Origin of the sequence: Superficieibacter sp. (assembly GCF_032071645.1) — a bacterium.
Taxonomy (GTDB): Bacteria; Pseudomonadota; Gammaproteobacteria; order Enterobacterales; family Enterobacteriaceae; genus Superficieibacter.
The window spans coordinates 1-17,857 of the sequence record NZ_DAMAPU010000021.1 but is presented as its reverse complement, the minus strand read 5'-3'; the positions used below and the strand labels follow the sequence as shown (position 1 = coordinate 17,857).

The 17,857-nt window shown below is 52.6% G+C and carries 14 protein-coding genes and 1 tRNA gene; 7 read left to right on the top strand and 8 right to left on the bottom strand.

Annotated elements, in window-relative coordinates:
- Positions 1 to 118 precede the first annotated feature (118 nt).
- The 3 genes from RT197_RS20990 to RT197_RS20980 are packed head-to-tail and all read left to right on the top strand — an operon-like array spanning position 119 to position 1,664.
- Positions 119 to 856: a glycoprotein 3 gene (locus RT197_RS20990; protein ID WP_312953137.1), complete on the top strand. Its 738-nt coding sequence runs from the start codon at positions 119 to 121 to the stop codon at positions 854 to 856.
- Complete coding sequence (locus RT197_RS20985) at positions 853 to 1,083, top strand: ogr/Delta-like zinc finger family protein (RefSeq protein ID WP_282473628.1); 231 nt, start codon at positions 853 to 855, stop codon at positions 1,081 to 1,083. Before RT197_RS20990 ends, RT197_RS20985 begins: the two co-directional genes overlap by 4 nt.
- A 14-nt stretch (positions 1,084 to 1,097) precedes the next feature.
- Positions 1,098 to 1,664: a phage polarity suppression protein gene (locus tag RT197_RS20980; RefSeq protein WP_312953134.1), complete on the top strand. Its 567-nt coding sequence runs from the start codon at positions 1,098 to 1,100 to the stop codon at positions 1,662 to 1,664.
- Positions 1,665 to 2,057: 393 nt separating this feature from the next.
- Here the strand turns inward: RT197_RS20980 and RT197_RS20975 are convergent, their stop codons facing one another.
- The 4 genes from RT197_RS20975 to RT197_RS20960 all read right to left on the bottom strand — a co-directional run bounded on the left by RT197_RS20975 (position 2,058) and on the right by RT197_RS20960 (position 6,012).
- Positions 2,058 to 3,065 carry a DNA-processing protein DprA gene (locus RT197_RS20975; RefSeq protein WP_312953133.1) on the bottom strand — a complete coding sequence of 336 codons (1,008 nt, stop codon included), beginning with the start codon at positions 3,063 to 3,065 and terminating at the stop codon, positions 2,058 to 2,060.
- Positions 3,066 to 3,169: 104 nt separating this feature from the next.
- Positions 3,170 to 4,504, bottom strand: a complete 1,335-nt coding sequence (locus RT197_RS20970) for an HAD-IA family hydrolase (protein ID WP_312953132.1) — start codon at positions 4,502 to 4,504, stop codon at positions 3,170 to 3,172.
- A gap of 78 nt (positions 4,505 to 4,582) precedes the next feature.
- Positions 4,583 to 5,755: a phage integrase central domain-containing protein gene (locus RT197_RS20965; RefSeq protein ID WP_312953131.1), complete on the bottom strand. Its 1,173-nt coding sequence runs from the start codon at positions 5,753 to 5,755 to the stop codon at positions 4,583 to 4,585.
- Positions 5,756 to 5,917: 162 nt separating this feature from the next.
- A tRNA-Sec gene (locus RT197_RS20960) sits at positions 5,918 to 6,012 on the bottom strand.
- Between the two features lie 286 nt (positions 6,013 to 6,298).
- Here RT197_RS20960 and RT197_RS20955 point away from each other — a divergent pair.
- Positions 6,299 to 7,681, top strand: a complete 1,383-nt coding sequence (locus tag RT197_RS20955; RefSeq protein WP_312953130.1) for a glycoside-pentoside-hexuronide family transporter — start codon at positions 6,299 to 6,301, stop codon at positions 7,679 to 7,681.
- Positions 7,682 to 7,692: 11 nt separating this feature from the next.
- Positions 7,693 to 10,011 carry an alpha-xylosidase gene (yicI, locus tag RT197_RS20950; protein WP_312953128.1) on the top strand — a complete coding sequence of 773 codons (2,319 nt, stop codon included), beginning with the start codon at positions 7,693 to 7,695 and terminating at the stop codon, positions 10,009 to 10,011.
- Between the two features lie 93 nt (positions 10,012 to 10,104).
- Here yicI and RT197_RS20945 read toward each other — a convergent pair whose 3' ends face one another.
- From RT197_RS20945 to RT197_RS20930, 4 genes are all read right to left on the bottom strand, one after another.
- Positions 10,105 to 11,787 carry an AsmA family protein gene (locus tag RT197_RS20945; RefSeq protein ID WP_312953127.1) on the bottom strand — a complete coding sequence of 561 codons (1,683 nt, stop codon included), beginning with the start codon at positions 11,785 to 11,787 and terminating at the stop codon, positions 10,105 to 10,107.
- Positions 11,788 to 11,908: 121 nt separating this feature from the next.
- On the bottom strand, positions 11,909 to 13,300 hold the full coding sequence (xanP, locus tag RT197_RS20940; RefSeq protein ID WP_312953126.1) for a xanthine/proton symporter XanP: 1,392 nt from the start codon (positions 13,298 to 13,300) through the stop codon (positions 11,909 to 11,911).
- 198 nt (positions 13,301 to 13,498) lie between these two features.
- Positions 13,499 to 15,007 (bottom strand): glycerol kinase GlpK, encoded by a 1,509-nt coding sequence (glpK, locus tag RT197_RS20935; protein WP_312953125.1) that lies wholly within the window; start codon positions 15,005 to 15,007, stop codon positions 13,499 to 13,501.
- A 21-nt stretch (positions 15,008 to 15,028) separates the two neighbouring features.
- Complete coding sequence (locus RT197_RS20930; protein ID WP_312953124.1) at positions 15,029 to 15,874, bottom strand: MIP/aquaporin family protein; 846 nt, start codon at positions 15,872 to 15,874, stop codon at positions 15,029 to 15,031.
- 432 nt (positions 15,875 to 16,306) lie between these two features.
- Between RT197_RS20930 and zapB the strand changes: the two genes are divergently transcribed.
- Together zapB and RT197_RS20920 are read left to right on the top strand one after the other, a co-directional pair.
- The gene (zapB, locus tag RT197_RS20925; RefSeq protein ID WP_312953122.1) at positions 16,307 to 16,546 is read left to right on the top strand and encodes a septal ring assembly protein ZapB; all 240 of its coding nucleotides are present in this window, start codon (positions 16,307 to 16,309) and stop codon (positions 16,544 to 16,546) included.
- 144 nt (positions 16,547 to 16,690) lie between these two features.
- Positions 16,691 to 17,680, top strand: a complete 990-nt coding sequence (locus tag RT197_RS20920; protein ID WP_312953120.1) for a sulfate ABC transporter substrate-binding protein — start codon at positions 16,691 to 16,693, stop codon at positions 17,678 to 17,680.
- Positions 17,681 to 17,857: the final 177 nt, after the last annotated feature.

The following is a 17,857-nucleotide window of genomic DNA, read 5'->3' as shown; positions in this document are numbered from 1 at the left end:
TCTGGCAAGCCGGGTTTAAGGGGCTGTTTGTGTGGAATGTGCCACAACTGCAATGAATCGCCCTGTTGTGCCCGGCACGGCAGAATTGTCTCCACAGAACATACTGAGGAGAACCACCATGACCGCCACCACCATTCCTGACTGCCTGAAACCGGCTTTTGAGCAGCTTGATACTGCCCGCGCCGCCCACCTTGCTGAAGCCCGCAGAATGGACGACACCATCGCGGCGATTGCCCGCACCGCTGAACAGAAAGCCGGGCTGGAGCTGGAGAGCGAAAGTGACACCGCCGCATGGCGAAAGGCCTTTCGCGCCGCCGGGGCTGTCCTGTCCGACGAGCTGAAAAACCGCCACCTGATGCGCGTTGCCTCCCGTGAACTGGCGCAGGAGTGTGACGCCATGACCGAAGTCCTGAATTTTGAGCGGGACAAACTTAAGGCGTCCTGTAACAGCACGGCCAATAAATACCGCCAGGCGCACCGCCACACCCTGACCCTGTATGCCGGGCATGAATTCGATGCAGCGCTGCGGGATTCGTGCGGGACGCTGGTCCGGGCGATGAAGCTGAAAATTCTGGCGCGCGGCGGCGTGCTCGAACGACAGAATGAGATTGCCACAGGCTATGTGGAGCCGGATGAGGAAGTAATGCAGGAGGTGACGGCATGGCTTAAGGAGGCGGTAAAAAACTGTCATATCCGCCTGAACGACGAGCCGGTCCTTTTCCGGGCAGGGCTGTCGGCTGAAACCCTGCCGCACATGAACCACCACACAGGCTCGACATCCGGCAGTCGTCAGAAGTTCTTCAGGGAGATGCGCGAGCGTGAGGCTGACCTGAAAGCGCGGGGGCTGATGTCATGATGCACTGCCCCTTCTGCAAAAGTGCAGCCCACACCCGCACCAGTCGCTATCTGTCGGAAACGGTGAAGCAGATTTATTACCAGTGCACGAGCGTTGTCTGCTCGGCCTCATTCCGGGCGATGGAGTCGGTGGACAAAATTATCCAGTCCCCGGCGGAAACCGACCTCGCGGAAGATACGTTTATTGTGACCGAGTCCGACAAAACCCGAAAACAGCGTTTTTACTAATCCCGGAGTGCATCATGACCACCCTGACCCTGAAACAGGCGTATGACGCCTGTGAAACCAACAAATCCGCCTGGCTGAACCACAAGGCAGCGCTGGCCGCCGCCGAACAGGAATACCGCGAACAGACCACGGCAGGCACTGACCACCCCGACGGGCGTTTGCAGGAACTGCGTGAGATTATCGACATCAAAAAATGGGAAATTAACGGGGCCGCCGTACGCTATATCCGCTCGCACGAGGCGGTGCAGCATATCAGTATCCGCGACCGGCTGGATGAATTCATGCAGCAGCACGGCGACACGCTGGCATCCATTTTCGCCCCCGAACTGATGGCCGTTGCAGGACAGACCGGCACCGTAAAGGACCGTGCCGTCGACCGGTCAGTGATTTATCTGCGTGAGGCACTTTCTCTCTGGCTTGCGGGCGGAAAAAAACCGGCTTACTGCGAACAGGATGCCGCGATTTTAACGGCCATCGGACTGAGGCCCGACGCGGCCTCGCGAACTGACAGTCAGGAACGATACACCCCGGCGCAGCATATGATTTATGCCCGCCGCCGGGCTGAATTAACCGCACAGTAGCCCGTCACAAAAAACCGAAAAATCCCGCCATTTTTACCGAAAAAAGTCATGCATTCACAGGGTGCATGATTTTGCATGCAAATCCCCGTATTTTTTATCTCCCGCCACGCCAGCACCGGCGCGGCCTGCGGCGTTTCATGCACCTGCATTAAAAACGCCCCCTCAAGCGGGCAGGCGTGGCGGGGAGAGCATTGCGCGCTGTTGGGGCTTTTAAATATTTCCTTCAGAGTTGATCACTATGACATACACCACAAACGGCATGAGAGAGCACAATTAAAGTTTATGCAATTTTAAATATTGTGAATTGCTTAGTACCATAAATAAAAAAGCCGCTATATTAGCGGCTAAATTAAATATATATCAGTGATTGTTTGTATTATTAATATCGTAAGATCAGAAATTTAAATCCATATTACTGTTTAATATATTATCAGGACTGCAATTTATTTTTGACATGGTCCGCAATTTACTTTCTATTGACTCATAATGATTTCTATTCACTAAGGGAAGTAGAAGGTCTTTATTGAAATCATTAATTTTCAACATCTTCCTAATATCTTCATAGCTAGAATTAATAAGAGCGTCATTTCCAATGGCTTTATCTTCTCTATTCATAATGTCACTTTTAGATTGCCCAGCAACAATTAGAGGTCTTCCAAATTGTAACGATGCTCTAGATGCATGAAGGCTACCACCGGGTATGCCTGTTTGTATTAAAATCACAGCAGTTGAAATAGCAGCTTGAATAGTATCTCTTTGGACAAAATTGGAGCGCCCTACATAAGAGTTGTATGGATACTCAGAAACTAACAATCCACCTTTATCAACAATACGCTTTGCTAGATCTTTGTTTTTAGCAGGGTAAATTTTCTCGAGACCATGAGCCAATACAGAGATTGTCTTACCATTACTTTCAATACATGCAGAATGTGCAATACTATCAACACCAAAGGCTAAGCCACTTACAATATTCCAACCCTTTTTAACAAACCAACTAGTGATTTTTTCGGCAATAATTTCTCCGTGTTTAGTTGGTTCCCTTGTACCGATAATGGTTAGATTATCTTCACTGAGACACTTTATATTACCATTACAGAACAATATTGGAGCAGAGTACCCGGCATTTTTGAGATTTAGAGAGTATGAGTCATCGAAGAAAGAAATTATCACATGGCCATTTTTATCAGCGATATTAATTTGCTGCTGCGCCAACTCTGATGCTTCATTTATATCCGTAATACTATAATTATCTTTTTTGTTTAGAGATAGTTTCAATATGTCATGTATCGACATTTCAGAAAAATTCCGCATGGTTGAAAGTGATGAAATGGTTTTTTCACCAATACCCTTGAGGAATTTAATTGCTAAAAGCTTTTGTGTATCATTTGATACAGTTTTCATTCAGCACCCTTAAAGTAAATCGCCAATATAAATATATTATATCCCCTATCTTTCAGCAAAGGAAGTATCAATAAAAGATAGGGAATAATCTTACCTTAGGAAAATTAAGGAATACTCATGGTGTGTCGACACTGAGGGTTTTCGAAGAATCCTGTACAACCCATGAAATGCTCACCAGTTTTTGCATTTCTTCGTACGCGCATTAGCCTGCCACATTTATCGCAAAACTGCATTTCTTCGCTAATGCTAACTGTTTTTGCTAACGCAATTGATAACACTCTCTGAGGCTGCATTTGTTCTAAGAGTAACTTGGCCCCTTTCAAAGTTGAGCCGGTCGTAATAACATCATCAATGATTAATATTTTCGCATTTCTGATTATTGATGCGTATTTAGAGTTGAAATTCAGATTTTTATTAATCTCATGCTCACGTTCATCTCTCCCTAATGTTTTTAAACTCTGAGCACCTTCTGAAAAATTAAAGAGATCGGGTATGTAAGCAGTTTTATGGTTTTTTGAATGACGACTTATTCGATTGAGTAAATTTTCTAGGCGTCTATTGTTACCCTTCTTAGCTGGAATGACGGTAACAATGTCAAAAGTTTCTCTTTCATCAAATAAATACTCTGGGGTTTTTTCTACAAAGAATGAAAGAAGTTCTACCCAATATTCTGGGGCTACATATTTTGGGTCAGTTTCTTTCTTATATATTTCTTTTGAAAGAGTATGTTGCTCATGAATTTTTGCTGTCAATTTATTCTTTTGACTAAAATAGCGACCTAAGCAAATGAATTCAATTTCATTCTTTTTGATGGCACCAATTTTACCATCTTTGTTCATGGGTATGAAGAACAACCACTTTTTATCTATATCGAAAGTATTAAAGTTTGCACATCTATCTGCAATCAAATCAATGTGATTATAATTACTGATTTCCTCTGTAAGGCATTGGGTACTAATCATAGCCGCTGGCATTTGACCAATAAACTCTTTAGAGGCCCAAGCTGGAGCTAAAGGTTTTATTCCAGCAGCATACGACGCATTAATGTCTTTGGCATCATCACCTATAAATAGTATATTGTTACTATTATTTAACTTCAGATTGGATAAAGCTAAATTTATTCCTTGTGGCGATGGTTTTATCCCATCATGACCAACTTCATTATAAGTTACTATTGTGTCAAAATAGTCTTTAATACTATGATGATCAAGTATATCAAGTGCATATTTTCTAGGTGAGTTAGTAACGATCCCTAAAGTAATATTACTTTGCTTTAATTGCTCCAATATTGATTTTGTTTTAGGATACAATTTAGTCGTTGATAGTTGTTCATCAGTCAAGGGCTGTTTATTTGTACTTTCCCTATACTCCTTTAATGAATTGGTATTTACCAATGTATTATCTAAATCAAACAAAATAGCTTCAACTGTGTTAGTCATAGTATATTCCGCATAATATTGTTATGTTATCACGTATCATTATCTTGGAGGAGTCAACGCTACCGCACTTGTATTACTTTATACAAGGGGATACAAAATGTTGGCATACCAACATAGCATTTCCTTTCGACCTTTCAAATACAATGCATGGTTATATGTGCCACGAATACTGTTTTTATCAACATGCGCCAATTGCATTTCAATCCAAGCACTATCAAATCCCTGTTCATGCAATATTGTCGACATGGTATGGCGAAAACCGTGACCTGTAGCACGCCCTTTGTAACCAAGTAACTCAATCACTTGTGAAATACTTTCTTTCGAGATCGGTTTGCTGCGGTTATTCCTACCTACGAAGATATAAGGGTAATGGGCGGTAATTGGTTTGAGTTGCTTAAATAGATCAACTACCTGAATCGATAAAGGAACAATGTGAGGCCTACGCATTTTCATCCGTTCTGCTGGGATTTCCCATATACCTTTCTCGAGGTCAACCTCTTCCCACGTAGCAAAGCGCATCTCCTGAGTTCTTACGCCAGTTAGCATAACAATCTTAGTCGCGTTTTTCGTGATGATGCTGCCGGTATACCCTTCAAGATCTCTAACAAAATGGGGTAGTTCTTCGGCGGATAAAAACGGATGGTGCTTTTGCTTGGGAACGGTCAATGCGATAGCCAAATCAGGTGCGGGATTGTATTCAGCACGACCAGTTATGATTGCATAGCGATATACCTCGCCGCATCTTTGGCGCACCTTACGTGTCTTCTCTAGTGCTCCACGCTTCTCTATTCGTCGTAGCACCTCAAGCAGTTCTAGAGGTTTGATCTCACTGATAGGGCGTTTACCAATGAACGGGAAAATATCTTGCTCAAATGTTTTAATGATTTCTTCGCGGTAGGCAACTGTCCAGCGATCGGCTTTGTTTGTATGCCACTCTCGACATATGGCTTCGAATGAATTTTCTGATGAGAGCTGTTGTGCCAGCTTTTGAGCTTTACGTTCTTCGACTGGATCGATGCCATTTGCTACCTGCTTGCGTGCTGTTTCGCGTTTGTCGCGAGCCTCTGCAAGCGAGACGAGACTGTAGGAACCAAATGACATTAACCGGGCTTTACCTGCAAACCGGTAGCGGAACCTCCATCCTTTGCTCCCGTCGGGATTTATGAGCAAGGATAAACCTTGTCCATCATTAAGGGTGTAGGGCTTATCTTGTGCCTTAGCGCGTCGAATTTGTATGTCTGTAAGTGGCATGTGTATAAGTAAAATCTGTGTATGAAAAAATTATACACAACACTATACATATTTTTCGTGGATTTAGGGAGATTCGCTCGGACTGATACGGACGTAGTTATTCGCTAAATTGCTGTAAATATTGGTTTTAAAGGACTTTTTCGGACATGGTGAGATGATAATTGGCGGAAGATCACAGGAGTCGAACCTGCCCGGGGCCGCTGGCGGTCCCAACTGGATTTGAAGTCCAGCCGCCTCACCGGAGACGACGATCTTCCGCGCCTCGATTGCTACATGGAGGCGGGCGCATTATAGCTACTTCCTGCGGTTTCCACATCCCCCAACACGCTTTTTTCACACTTCCTTTAACATATCCTTTTCTGCGCTGCACAAAACCTCACAAAATCAGTGAGTTACCGTTTTCCTCATTTTTTTTCCTACGACGATCACAGAAAACAAGAAACATAATTTGATAACCAGAAAACGGAATATCGCCATTGATGAGGATGGTTTAAAACGCTTCTCATCTGTACGCGAGTACTCTATGGCATCAAGGAATGAACGATGAAAAGTCAGATACTTTCCGTTAAAGAGAAAATTGGTTACGGCATGGGTGACGCCGCCAGCCATATCGTTTTTGATAACGTCATGATGTTTATGATGTTTTTTTACACTGATATTTTTGGGATCCCCGCTGGTTTTGTCGGAACCATGTTCCTGCTGGCGCGTGTGCTGGACGCAGTCTCCGACCCCTGCATGGGGCTGATTGCTGACCGTACCCGCAGCCGCTGGGGTAAGTTCCGCCCGTGGGTGCTGTTTGGTGCGTTGCCGTTCGGCATTGTCTGCGTGCTGACCTACAGCACGCCGGACCTGAGCATGAACGGGAAAATGATTTATGCCGCAGTCACTTACACGCTGCTGACGCTGCTTTATACCGTGGTCAACATCCCTTACTGTGCGTTGGGCGGCGTGATTACTAACGATCCGACGCAGCGTATCTCCCTTCAGTCCTGGCGCTTCGTGCTGGCGACGATGGGCGGGATGTGCTCCACCGTGCTGATGATGCCGCTGGTTGAACTGCTCGGCGGTGAAGATAAAGCATTCGGCTTTCAGTGGGGAATTGCCGTGCTCTCCGTCGTTGCCTTCCTGATGCTGGCGTTCTGCTTCTTCAACACCAAAGAGCGCGTGGTGGCACCACCGGGCACCACGAAAATGAGTGAAGACCTGCGTGATATCTGGCAAAACGACCAGTGGCGTATTGTCGGTCTGCTGACCATTCTCAATATCCTCGCAGTGTGCGTGCGCGGCGGCGCAATGATGTACTACGTCACCTGGATCATGGGGGCGCCGGGACTGTTTACCTGGTTCCTGACCTTCTACTGCGTCGGCAATCTGATTGGTTCTGCGCTGGCGAAACCGCTTACCGACAAAACATGTAAAGTCACCATCTTCTGGGTGACGAATGCCCTGCTGGCCGGGTTCAGCGTGGCGATGTTCTTTGTGCCGATGAACGCCAGTTTGCTGATGTTCGCCTTTATCTTCGTCATTGGCGTGCTGCACCAGCTCGTCACCCCAATCCAGTGGGTGATGATGTCCGATACCGTTGATTATGGCGAATGGTGCAACGGCAAACGCCTGACCGGGATCAGCTTTGCCGGAACGCTGTTCGTGCTGAAACTGGGCCTGGCGCTGGGCGGCGCGATGATCGGCTGGATGCTGGCAGGCGGCGGCTATGAGGCCGCAGCGACCTCCCAGAACAGCGCTACGATCTCCATTATTATTGCCCTGTTCACCATCGTGCCAGCCGTCTGCTACCTGCTGAGCGCGCTTATCGCGAAACGCTTTTACTCCCTGAAAACACCGTTAATGAACGACATCCTGGCGCAACTGGCGCAGGGCGGACGTCGTGACAAGAAAGTCATGACCAGCAAAGCATTGCAGAACTAAAGGAGCTAATTATGAAAATCAGTGACGGAAACTGGCTAATCCAGGCGGGTCTGAATGTCATCCATCCTGTCCAGGTCTATGACGTTGAACAGCACGGGAATGAGATGGTGATCCATGCCGCGCCGCGCGATGTGCGCGAGCGCGCCGGGCAACTGGATACACCGCTGTTTACGCTGCGCTTTTTCTCGCCGCAGGAAGGCATCGTCGGCGTGCGCATTGAGCACTTTCAGGGCGCGCTGGACAAAGGGCCGCACTATCCACTCAACGTCCTGAAAGATGTTCAGGTGGAGATGCAAAACAACGATCAATTTGCCGAGCTGAAAAGCGGCTCGCTCAGCGTGCGCGTTACCAAAGGCGAAGAGTGGGCGCTGGATTTTCTGCGTGACGGCGTGCGCATGACCGGCAGTCAGGTGAAAAATAATGGCTACGTGCAGGATACCCACACCGCGCGCAATTACCTCTTCGAAAGGCTGGATCTGGGCGTCGGCGAAACGGTCTACGGTCTCGGCGAGCGCTTTACCGCGCTGGTTAAAAACGGCCAGACGGTGGAAACCTGGAACCGCGACGGCGGCACCAGTACCGAACAGTCGTATAAAAACATCCCGTTCTACCTGACCAATCGCGGATATGGCGTGCTGGTGAATCATCCCCAGTGCGTCTCTTTTGAAGTGGGCTCGGAGAAAGTCTCCAAAGTACAGTTCAGCGTCGAAGGCGAGCATCTGGAATATTTTGTGATCGACGGCCCGACGCCGAAAGAGGTGCTGAACCGCTATACGCAGTTTACCGGTCGCCCGGCGCTGCCTCCCGCCTGGTCATTCGGCCTGTGGCTGACCACCTCGTTCACCACCAACTATGACGAAGCGACGGTCAACAGCTTTATCGACGGCATGGCGGAGCGTAATCTGCCGCTGCACGTCTTCCACTTTGACTGCTTCTGGATGAAAGCCTTCCAGTGGTGCGATTTTGCCTGGGACCCGGTGACGTTCCCTGACCCGGAAGGCATGATCCGCCGCCTGAAGCAAAAAGGGCTGAAAATCTGCGTGTGGATTAACCCGTATATCGGCCAGAAATCGCCGGTATTTAACGAGCTGAAAGAAAAAGGCTATCTGCTCAAACGCCCGGACGGATCGCTGTGGCAGTGGGATAAATGGCAGCCGGGGCTGGCCATTTACGACTTCACCAACCCGGACGCCTGCCAGTGGTATGCCGACAAGCTGAAAGGGTTAACAGACATCGGCGTTGACTGCTTTAAGACCGACTTTGGCGAGCGTATTCCGACGGATGTCCAGTGGTTCGACGGCTCCGATCCGCAGAAAATGCACAACCATTATGCGTTCATCTATAACGAACTGGTATGGAACGTGCTCAAAGATACGGTCGGTGAACAAGAGGCGGTGCTGTTCGCGCGTTCGGCTTCGGTGGGTGCGCAACAGTTCCCGATACACTGGGGCGGCGACTGCTACGCCAACTACGAATCGATGGCCGAAAGCCTGCGCGGTGGGCTGTCGATTGGCCTGTCCGGGTTCGGATTCTGGAGTCACGACATCGGCGGTTTCGAAAACACCGCGCCTGCGCACGTTTACAAACGCTGGTGCGCGTTTGGCTTGCTCTCCAGCCACAGCCGCCTGCACGGCAGTAAATCCTACCGCGTGCCGTGGGCCTATGACGATGAATCCTGCGATGTGGTGCGCCACTTCACCCAGCTAAAATGCCGCCTGATGCCGTATCTCTATCGTCAGGCCGCTACCGCGAACGCATCCGGGACACCGATGATGCGCGCGATGATGCTGGAGTTCCCGCAGGATCCGGCGTGTGATTATCTGGACAGACAGTACATGCTCGGCGAGTCCATTATGGTGGCCCCGGTGTTCAGCGAGGCGGGCGACGTGCAGTTTTATTTGCCGGAAGGCCGCTGGACGCACCTGTGGCATAACGATGAACTCACAGGCAGCCGCTGGCATAAGCAGAATCACAATGCGTTAAGTCTGCCGGTCTACGTGCGGGATAACACGCTGCTGGCGCTGGGTAACAATGACCAGAAGCCGGATTACGCCTGGCATGACGGCACCGCCTTCCAGCTGTTTAATCTGGAAGAAGGGCGCGCGGCGACCTGCGAAGTTCCGGCAGCGGATGGCTCCGTCATCTTTACTCTGACCGCGAAACGCGAAGGCCGCGCTATCACCGTGCAGGGTGAAGGCCAGGCAAGTCACTGGACGCTTTGCCTGCGCAACGTCGCTCAGCTGGCGGGCGTACAGGGCGGAACGCATGTCAGTAGTGACCGGGGCGTAATGATTACCGCCACCGGGAATGCGCTGACGATTACGCTGTAAAACGTGAATCCTCTCTCCATGGTGGAGAGAGGATCAGAGAGAGGAAGCAGGGCGTGCCAGGGCTGGTGTTATGTGAATGACCCGGCTCTTCATTCACTCCTGCGAAACCACCCCGGCTTTCATCGTCTGCGTCACCTGCTGCTTGCTGGTATTCACCGCCCTTAGCTGCCCATTCACCGACGGTTTCAACGGTGCGTCGGCCTGAAGCGTTCCGCTGGCGGTGACCTGCACGTTGCCGTCGCCGGAAATTGGCAGGGCGGGCCAGCCCCACTGTTGCAGGATATTCAGCGGCACGCCGCGTCCGTTCAGGCTCACCGTCAGCAGGCGCTGTGGAAGCTGCGACACCGTGGCGGTAGCTTCCAGCAGTCCTTTCTCAGTAAACGCGCTTAACTCACTGATATTAATCGTTGAACCATTCGCGCCAAGCTTAATGGACGGGCGGCGCACGTCCACGCGGTTAAACGTCCCGGCAGCGGCGTTGAGCGTGGTGGTGCCGCTCCAGATCCCCCACTGGCGGTTTTTCGCCAGTTGCAGGTAGCTGCCGTAGCCGTCCAGCGCCGTCAACTGCCAGGGAAAGGCCGGGTCAATGTCGATCACCAGATTGCGGCTGGCGGTAAAACGGTTCACCGTCACGCCCTGTAGCCACGGCGGTAGCTGGGTCATCCACTGCTGTTTCCAGTTTGCGGGCAGCGTGTATTCCAGCCCGGCCAGCGCGAGGTCGTCCAGCACCAGCGTTTTGCCTTCGCGCAGCCAGTTGCCGGAGGTGCGGATCATGCCGCCTTCCCAGCGCGAGGTGAACTGACGCAGCGCCATCCCCTGCGGGGAAAACTCGGCGTTGAGGATCGGGTCAAGAAAGTGCAGCGAACCGTAGATAAACTCGCTGGCGTTCATCGACAGCTTACCTTCCTGGCTTTGCCAGTCTTCTTTACTGAACGTCAGATCGCGCAGGCTGAGATCGAGGTCGATAAGCGCCCAGTCCGGTCCCTGAAGCTGCGCGTCGGTAACTTCAAGACGCCGGATTTGCAGAGAAGACAACGTGGTCAGCGGGGCGAAAAAGTCAGTCAGCGATTTATCGCTTTGCAGGCGGATATCATTGACCTGAAGATTATCAATAATCCAGCCGCCATCGGCGTTGCGCCGGGCGCTGCCGGTTAATGCGCCGCGCGCCAGATCTGCGCCAATGGTGCCGAGGGTGACATTGTTATGGTCGATGCTGCCCTGCACCAGCACATTGCTGGCAGGAACGCCGTTGAGGGTCAGCGATCCGGCGCTCATCATAATATCGGCCTTGCTGCCGAGGACGTTACCCGCTTCCGGTAGCCACGGACTGACGCCGCCGGTCACGCGCTGGGCGCTCAACGCCCAGCCGGTTTCCGGGCTGTTAAACGCCATATTAATAAGCTGAAGCCGATCCGCGCGGACAGCCAGCGGCGCGGTGGCGGGGGAGAGATTCAGGGTGCCGTCCTGCAAAATAATCGCGTCGGCGTGCAGCGGATCGGTGAACTGGCGGCTGCTCAGCCCGATATCGACGGTTTTGGCATCCAGCGTGGCGGGCTTACCGTCGCGGCCAAAGGTCACATTTTTTAATAAAATATGCGAGGGTGACGAGAAACGGTGATCGATGGCGTCAAAAGTGAGCTGGTAGTCGCTGTTATCGGTGATCCACTCGCCGACCTGCTTCGCTCCCCAGCGTGTCTGAACAAGGAAGTAGAACGCGATAATGACCACCAGCGCGGCAATCAGAACCCAGGCGATCAGTTTTCCGAGAAATTTCATGGTCATCCTTCCCGAGAAATAAACATACAGGAGTTATGCCCGAATCCAGGGAAATGCTCAAGGAAGGAATGGTGAAAGTGCGTTACTGCGGCAGTGAGGAGGCCCCCACTGCCGCAAAGCGTTAGTTTTTCTCAGGCGGGAAAAGCAGATTCAGCACGATAGCGGTGATGCCGCCTGCCGCAATGCCGGAAGAGAGCAGATTTTTCACCCAGTCTGGCGCAAATTGCAGGATCAGCGGCTGTTGGGAAACGCCAAGCCCTACCGCCAGAGACAGAGCAATGATCATAATCGCGCGGCGGTTGAGCGGCTCGCGGGAGACAATGCGCACGCCGGACGCGGCGATTGTACCGAACATCACCAGCGTTGCGCCGCCCAGTACCGGTTCCGGGATATGCTGCACAAAGCCGCTCACCGCCGGAAACAGGCCCAGCACGATCAGCATCAGCGCGACCACAAAGCCGACGTAGCGGCTGGCGACCCCGGTAAGCTGGATCACGCCGTTGTTCTGACCGAAGCAGGAGTTCGGGAAAGTGTTAAATACGGCGGAGACGAACGAGTTCAGGCCATTCGCCAGCACGCCGCCCTTCAGACGCTTCATATACAGCGGACCGGAAACCGGCTGCTCGGAGACGTCGGAGGTGGCGGTGATGTCGCCGATGGTTTCCAGCGAGGTGATCATAAACACCAGCATCAGCGGCAGCAGCAGATTCCAGTCGATGCCCAGCCCGTAATACAGCGGCGTTGGCACCATGATCAGCGGACTGTTGGTCGGCGCATTGCCTTCGGGCAGCATTCCCATAAACCACGCCATCACGTAGCCCACCGCCATCGCAATCACCAGTGATGCCACGCGCAGATACGGGTTACGCTGGCGGTTAAGCAGAATAATCACCGCCAGCACGACGCCTGCCAGCAGCAGGTTTTTCGGCGCGCCGAAGGTGTGATCGTTCATCGCCGCAAAGCCGCCGCCGATGGACGTCAGCCCGACCTGAATCAGCGACAGGCCGATGATCATCACCACCACGCCGGAAACCAGCGGAGTGATAATGCGCCGTGCCAGATGCAGAACGCGGGAGATGACCATTTCCGTGCAGCTCGCCAGCATCAGGGTGCCGAACAGCGCGGCCATCATGGTTGGAACGTCCGCGCCGCCGGTTTTGAGCGCCGTGCCGCCCATAATCAGCGGGGCGACGAAGTTAAAGCTGGTGCCCTGAATCGACAGCAGCCCGGAACCGACCGGTCCCCAGGCTTTAATCTGAATGATGGATGCCACACCGGAGGCGAACAGCGACATGCTGATGATGTGCTGGGTGTCCTCTGCCGGTAATCCCAGCGCCTGACAAATCAGCAGCGCGGGCGTGATAACTGCCACGAACATCGCCAGCAGGTGCTGACAGGCGGCAAACAGGGTCTGGGGCAGGGGAGGACGATCTTCGAGACGGTAAATCAGTTCGCTATTCTGATTCTGCGCAATCGGTTGCGCATTTTCAGATTCGATGGTGTTAGCAGACATCAGAGGCAATCCCACGGTGGAAAAGGGGGAATTTTATCCAACTTCCAGGCAAAAGCAATCGGTTGCTTAGGGCGGGAGGCATTTTTTTACGTTCTGCCGGGGGAAAGTGACGGCGCACGCGCCGCCGGGGAGTGACCATAAAGAACGGGCCAAAACGCCATGCGATAACGGCGGGCAGCGAACCGCCCGCCACAGGGATTACTCGTCGTGTTCTTCCCACGCCATCGCGCGTTTCACCGCTTTTTTCCAGCCGCTGTAACGGTAGTTACGCTCGGTGGTTTCAATACCGGGGCGGAATTCGCGCTCAATGACCGCTTTTTCCTGTAACTCATCCAGATTCTGCCAGAAACCGACCGCCAGACCTGCCAGATACGCGGCGCCCAGCGCCGTGACTTCGCGCACTTCCGGGCGCTCCACGCGGGTGCCGAGAATGTCGGACTGGAACTGCATCAGGAAATTATTGGCTACCGCGCCGCCATCCACCCGCAGGGCGTGCAGACGAATGCCGGAGTCGGCCTGCATTGCTTCCAGCACGTCCCGGGTCTGGTAGGCGATGGATTCCAGCGTGGCGCGAATAATATGGTTAGAATTCACGCCGCGCGTCAGGCCGAAGATCGCGCCGCGCGCATACGGGTCCCAGTAAGGCGCGCCCAGCCCGGTAAAGGCCGGAACAACGTACACGCCGTTGGTATCTTTCACTTTGGTGGCAAAGTATTCCGAGTCGAAAGCATCGCTGATCAGCTTCATCTCGTCGCGCAGCCACTGAATAGACGCACCGGCCATAAAGACCGCGCCTTCCAGCGCGTAGTTGACCTCGCCGCGCGGCCCGCAGGCGATGGTGGTCAGCAGGCCGTGTTCAGAGGCCACCGCTTTCTCACCGGTATTCATCAGCATAAAGCAGCCGGTGCCATAGGTATTTTTCGCCATTCCCTGTTTCACGCACAGCTGGCCGAACAGCGCCGCCTGCTGATCGCCTGCGATCCCGGCGATCGGAATACGGGTGCCGCCCTTACCGCCGATATTGGTCTGGCCGTAGATTTCGGACGATTTATGCACCGTCGGCAGCATGGCGCGCGGGATATCCAGCACTTCCAGCATTTTGTCGTCCCAGTCCAGCTGGTGAATGTTGAACAGCATGGTACGCGAGGCGTTGGTGTAGTCGGTGACGTGAACGCGGCCCTGGGTCATTTTCCAGATAAGCCAGGTATCGACGGTGCCGAACAGCAGTTCGCCGCGCTGCGCCCGTTCGCGCGCGCCTTCAACATGATCGAGGATCCATTTCACTTTGGTGCCGGAGAAATACGGGTCGATGACCAGGCCGGTAGATTTGCGGATGTAATCTTCCATGCCATCGCGCTTGAGCTGTTCGCAGATCTCAGCGGTACGGCGACACTGCCAGACAATCGCATTGTAGATGGGCTTGCCGGTTTCGCGCTCCCAGACAATAGCAGTTTCGCGCTGGTTGGTGATGCCAATCGCCGCAATCTGATCGGAGTTGATATCGGCCTTCGCCAGCACTTCCACCAGCGTGGAGCTTTGCGTCGCCCAGATTTCCATCGGGTCATGCTCGACCCAGCCCGGCTTCGGATAAATTTGTTCGAATTCGCGCTGCGACACGCTAATGATATTGGCGTCGTGATCCATCACAACGGCGCGGGAGCTGGTGGTGCCCTGGTCGAGCGCGACGATATATTTTTTGTCAGTCATAGTGATAAGTCCCTGGTCATATTACAGCGAAGCATTTTGCGTTGTGGTGGCGGCGTCTTTCTCGTCATCAGCCACGGTGATATCACACGGCAGGTGGCGGCCAATCAGTTTGCGATAGCCAAACGCACCCAGCGCCGCGCCCACAATGGGGCCAAACAGCGGCACCAGAAAATACGGAATATCCTTGCCGCCGGTGAAGGCTACGTCACCCCACCCGGCGATCCAGGCGAAAGTTTTCGGGCCGAGGTCACGCGCCGGGTTCATGGCAAAACCGGTCAGCGGTCCCATCGAAGCACCGATAACCGCAATCAGCAGGCCAATCAGCAGCGGCGCCAGCGGCCCGCGCGGAATGCCGTTACCGTCATCTCCCAGCGCCATAATCACGCCCATCAGAATAGCGGTAATGACCATTTCAACTGCGAAGGCCGACACAAAACTGAGATGTGGGTTGGGATATGTCGAAAATATGCCCGCCAGATCAAGACTTTCGACGCTACCGCGCACCATATGATGCGTCAGTTCGTAGTCAGCAAACAGATTGTAGTAAAGGCCGTAAACCAGCGCCGCCGAGCAGAACGCCCCGGCGAACTGCGCGGCGATAAACGGCACCACTTTGCGTTTGTCAAAACAGGCGAACAGCCAGAGGGCGATAGTCACCGCCGGGTTGAGGTGCGCACCGGAAACCCCGGCGGTCAGGTAGATGGCCATCGCCACCCCCAGACCCCAGATGATGCTGATTTCCCATTGTCCGAAGCTTGCGCCCGCCACTTTCAACGCGGCCACGCAGCCGACGCCAAAAAAAATCAGCAGTCCGGTGCCTAAAAACTCTGCAATACACTGGCCTTTCAGGGTGGTTGTTTGGCTCATAATCCGATCCTAAAGCAAGGTGAGAAGCAATCGTTGCATAACGGTCGAAGACGACCATACAGCATTGTATGTATAATGTTAATTTATCGTTAACGAACAAAAACGAGAAATATCGAAATCAAAATGTGTGTGCTGCGTCAACAAAATGAGCGTTTTCGCGCTATGTAGTGTATTTTCCCGCCAGAAAAATAATGAGAGCTGAATCATTTCATTAACTCATGGATTAACAATTAAGGGGTATTTGCGACGGATGCATCAGGTTTTGACTGAAAATGGCCGCAATCCGCAAACAGCGCGGGTTGGCGCTGGACACCAGGGGCGGGGCTTCATACAATCGGAGCTAAGGTCACAGGCTTATTCAATAAGGCGTCGCCGAGGTTCGGGACGAGGATAATATCCATCAACGCCTTGCAATTCAGGAGAGGTAGGACGATGTCATTAGAAGTGTTTGAGAAACTGGAAGCAAAAGTACAGCAGGCGATTGATACCATCACCCTGTTACAGATGGAAATCGAAGAGCTGAAAGAGAAGAACAACAGCCTGTCACAGGAAGTTCACTCTGCGCAGCAAAACCGTGAAGATCTGGAGCGTGAAAATCATCACCTCCGTGAGCAGCAGCAGGGCTGGCAGGATCGTCTGCAGGCGCTACTGGGCCGCATGGAAGAAGTCTGATTTCCGGCCCTCTCCCTGTGTGGGAGAGGGTTATCCCCTTTCTATATTCCCTCCTGTTATAGCCAATCTTTTTTTATTCTTTAATCATCGTTACGCTTTCTGGCACGCTAACTTCATCACAACACAACATAATGAGAGTGGGCGATGAATAAGTGGGGCGTAGGATTAACTCTTTTGCTGGCGACCACCAGCGTACTGGCTAAGGATGTTCAGCTATTAAACGTTTCTTATGATCCAACGCGCGAGCTGTACGAAGAGTACAACAAAGCTTTCAGCGCTCACTGGAAAAAAGAAACCGGTGACAACGTGGTGGTTCGTCAGTCGCACGGCGGCTCCGGCAAACAGGCCACTTCCGTCATTAACGGCATTGAAGCGGACGTCGTGACGCTGGCGCTGGCCTACGACGTGGACGCAATTGCCGAGCGCGGACGCATTGATAAAAACTGGATCAAGCGCCTGCCGGATAACTCCGCGCCGTACACCTCGACCATCGTGTTCCTGGTGCGTAAGGGCAACCCGAAACAAATTCATGACTGGAACGATCTGGTCAAACCGGGCGTGTCGGTCATCACCCCGAACCCGAAAAGCTCCGGCGGCGCACGCTGGAACTATCTTGCAGCCTGGGGCTACGCGCTGCACCATAACAACGGCGATCAGGCAAAAGCGCAGGATTTCGTGAAGTCGCTGTTTAAAAACGTTGAAGTGCTGGATTCCGGGGCGCGTGGCTCGACCAATACCTTTGTTGAGCGCGGTATCGGCGATGTGCTGATCGCATGGGAAAACGAAGCGCTGCTGGCGACCAATGAACTGGGTAAAGATAAGTTCGAAATCGTGACGCCGAGTGAATCCATTCTGGCTGAACCGACGGTTTCCGTGGTGGATAAAGTGGTTGAGAAGAAAGGCACTCAGGCCGTGGCGGAAGCCTATCTGAAATACCTCTACTCGCCGGAAGGCCAGGAAATCGCCGCGAAGAACTACTACCGTCCTCGCGACGCTGCGGTAGCGAAGAAATATGACAGCGCGTTTCCGAAACTGAAGCTGTTCACCATTGATGAAGAGTTCGGCGGCTGGACCAAAGCGCAGAAAGAGCACTTCTCCAACGGCGGCACCTTCGATCAGATTAGCAAACGTTAATTCTGGTGATACGGGGGGAAGGAGGGCAGACGCTCCCCCTCACCCCGGCCCTCTCCCTCAAGGGAGAGGGGGAAAACCGTCCCCGGGCGTCACCGCGCACCCGGACTGTCCCCTCTCCCTGGGGGAGAGGGCGAAAAACCATCCCCATACCCACCTGGTTTCACCAGACGCTCCCCC

Bases quoted from the DNA above. Each gene is read 5' to 3' on its own strand.
- RT197_RS20990 (WP_312953137.1), top strand. From the start codon at position 119: ATGACCGCCACCACCATTCCTGACTGCCTGAAACCGGCTTTTGAGCAG.
- RT197_RS20985 (WP_282473628.1), top strand. From the start codon at position 853: ATGATGCACTGCCCCTTCTGCAAAAGTGCAGCCCACACCCGCACCAGT.
- RT197_RS20980 (WP_312953134.1), top strand. From the start codon at position 1,098: ATGACCACCCTGACCCTGAAACAGGCGTATGACGCCTGTGAAACCAAC.
- RT197_RS20975 (WP_312953133.1), bottom strand. From the start codon at position 3,065: ATGAAAACTGTATCAAATGATACACAAAAGCTTTTAGCAATTAAATTC.
- RT197_RS20970 (WP_312953132.1), bottom strand. From the start codon at position 4,504: ATGACTAACACAGTTGAAGCTATTTTGTTTGATTTAGATAATACATTG.
- RT197_RS20965 (WP_312953131.1), bottom strand. From the start codon at position 5,755: ATGCCACTTACAGACATACAAATTCGACGCGCTAAGGCACAAGATAAG.
- RT197_RS20955 (WP_312953130.1), top strand. From the start codon at position 6,299: ATGAAAAGTCAGATACTTTCCGTTAAAGAGAAAATTGGTTACGGCATG.
- yicI (WP_312953128.1), top strand. From the start codon at position 7,693: ATGAAAATCAGTGACGGAAACTGGCTAATCCAGGCGGGTCTGAATGTC.
- RT197_RS20945 (WP_312953127.1), bottom strand. From the start codon at position 11,787: ATGAAATTTCTCGGAAAACTGATCGCCTGGGTTCTGATTGCCGCGCTG.
- xanP (WP_312953126.1), bottom strand. From the start codon at position 13,300: ATGTCTGCTAACACCATCGAATCTGAAAATGCGCAACCGATTGCGCAG.
- glpK (WP_312953125.1), bottom strand. From the start codon at position 15,007: ATGACTGACAAAAAATATATCGTCGCGCTCGACCAGGGCACCACCAGC.
- RT197_RS20930 (WP_312953124.1), bottom strand. From the start codon at position 15,874: ATGAGCCAAACAACCACCCTGAAAGGCCAGTGTATTGCAGAGTTTTTA.
- zapB (WP_312953122.1), top strand. From the start codon at position 16,307: ATGTCATTAGAAGTGTTTGAGAAACTGGAAGCAAAAGTACAGCAGGCG.
- RT197_RS20920 (WP_312953120.1), top strand. From the start codon at position 16,691: ATGAATAAGTGGGGCGTAGGATTAACTCTTTTGCTGGCGACCACCAGC.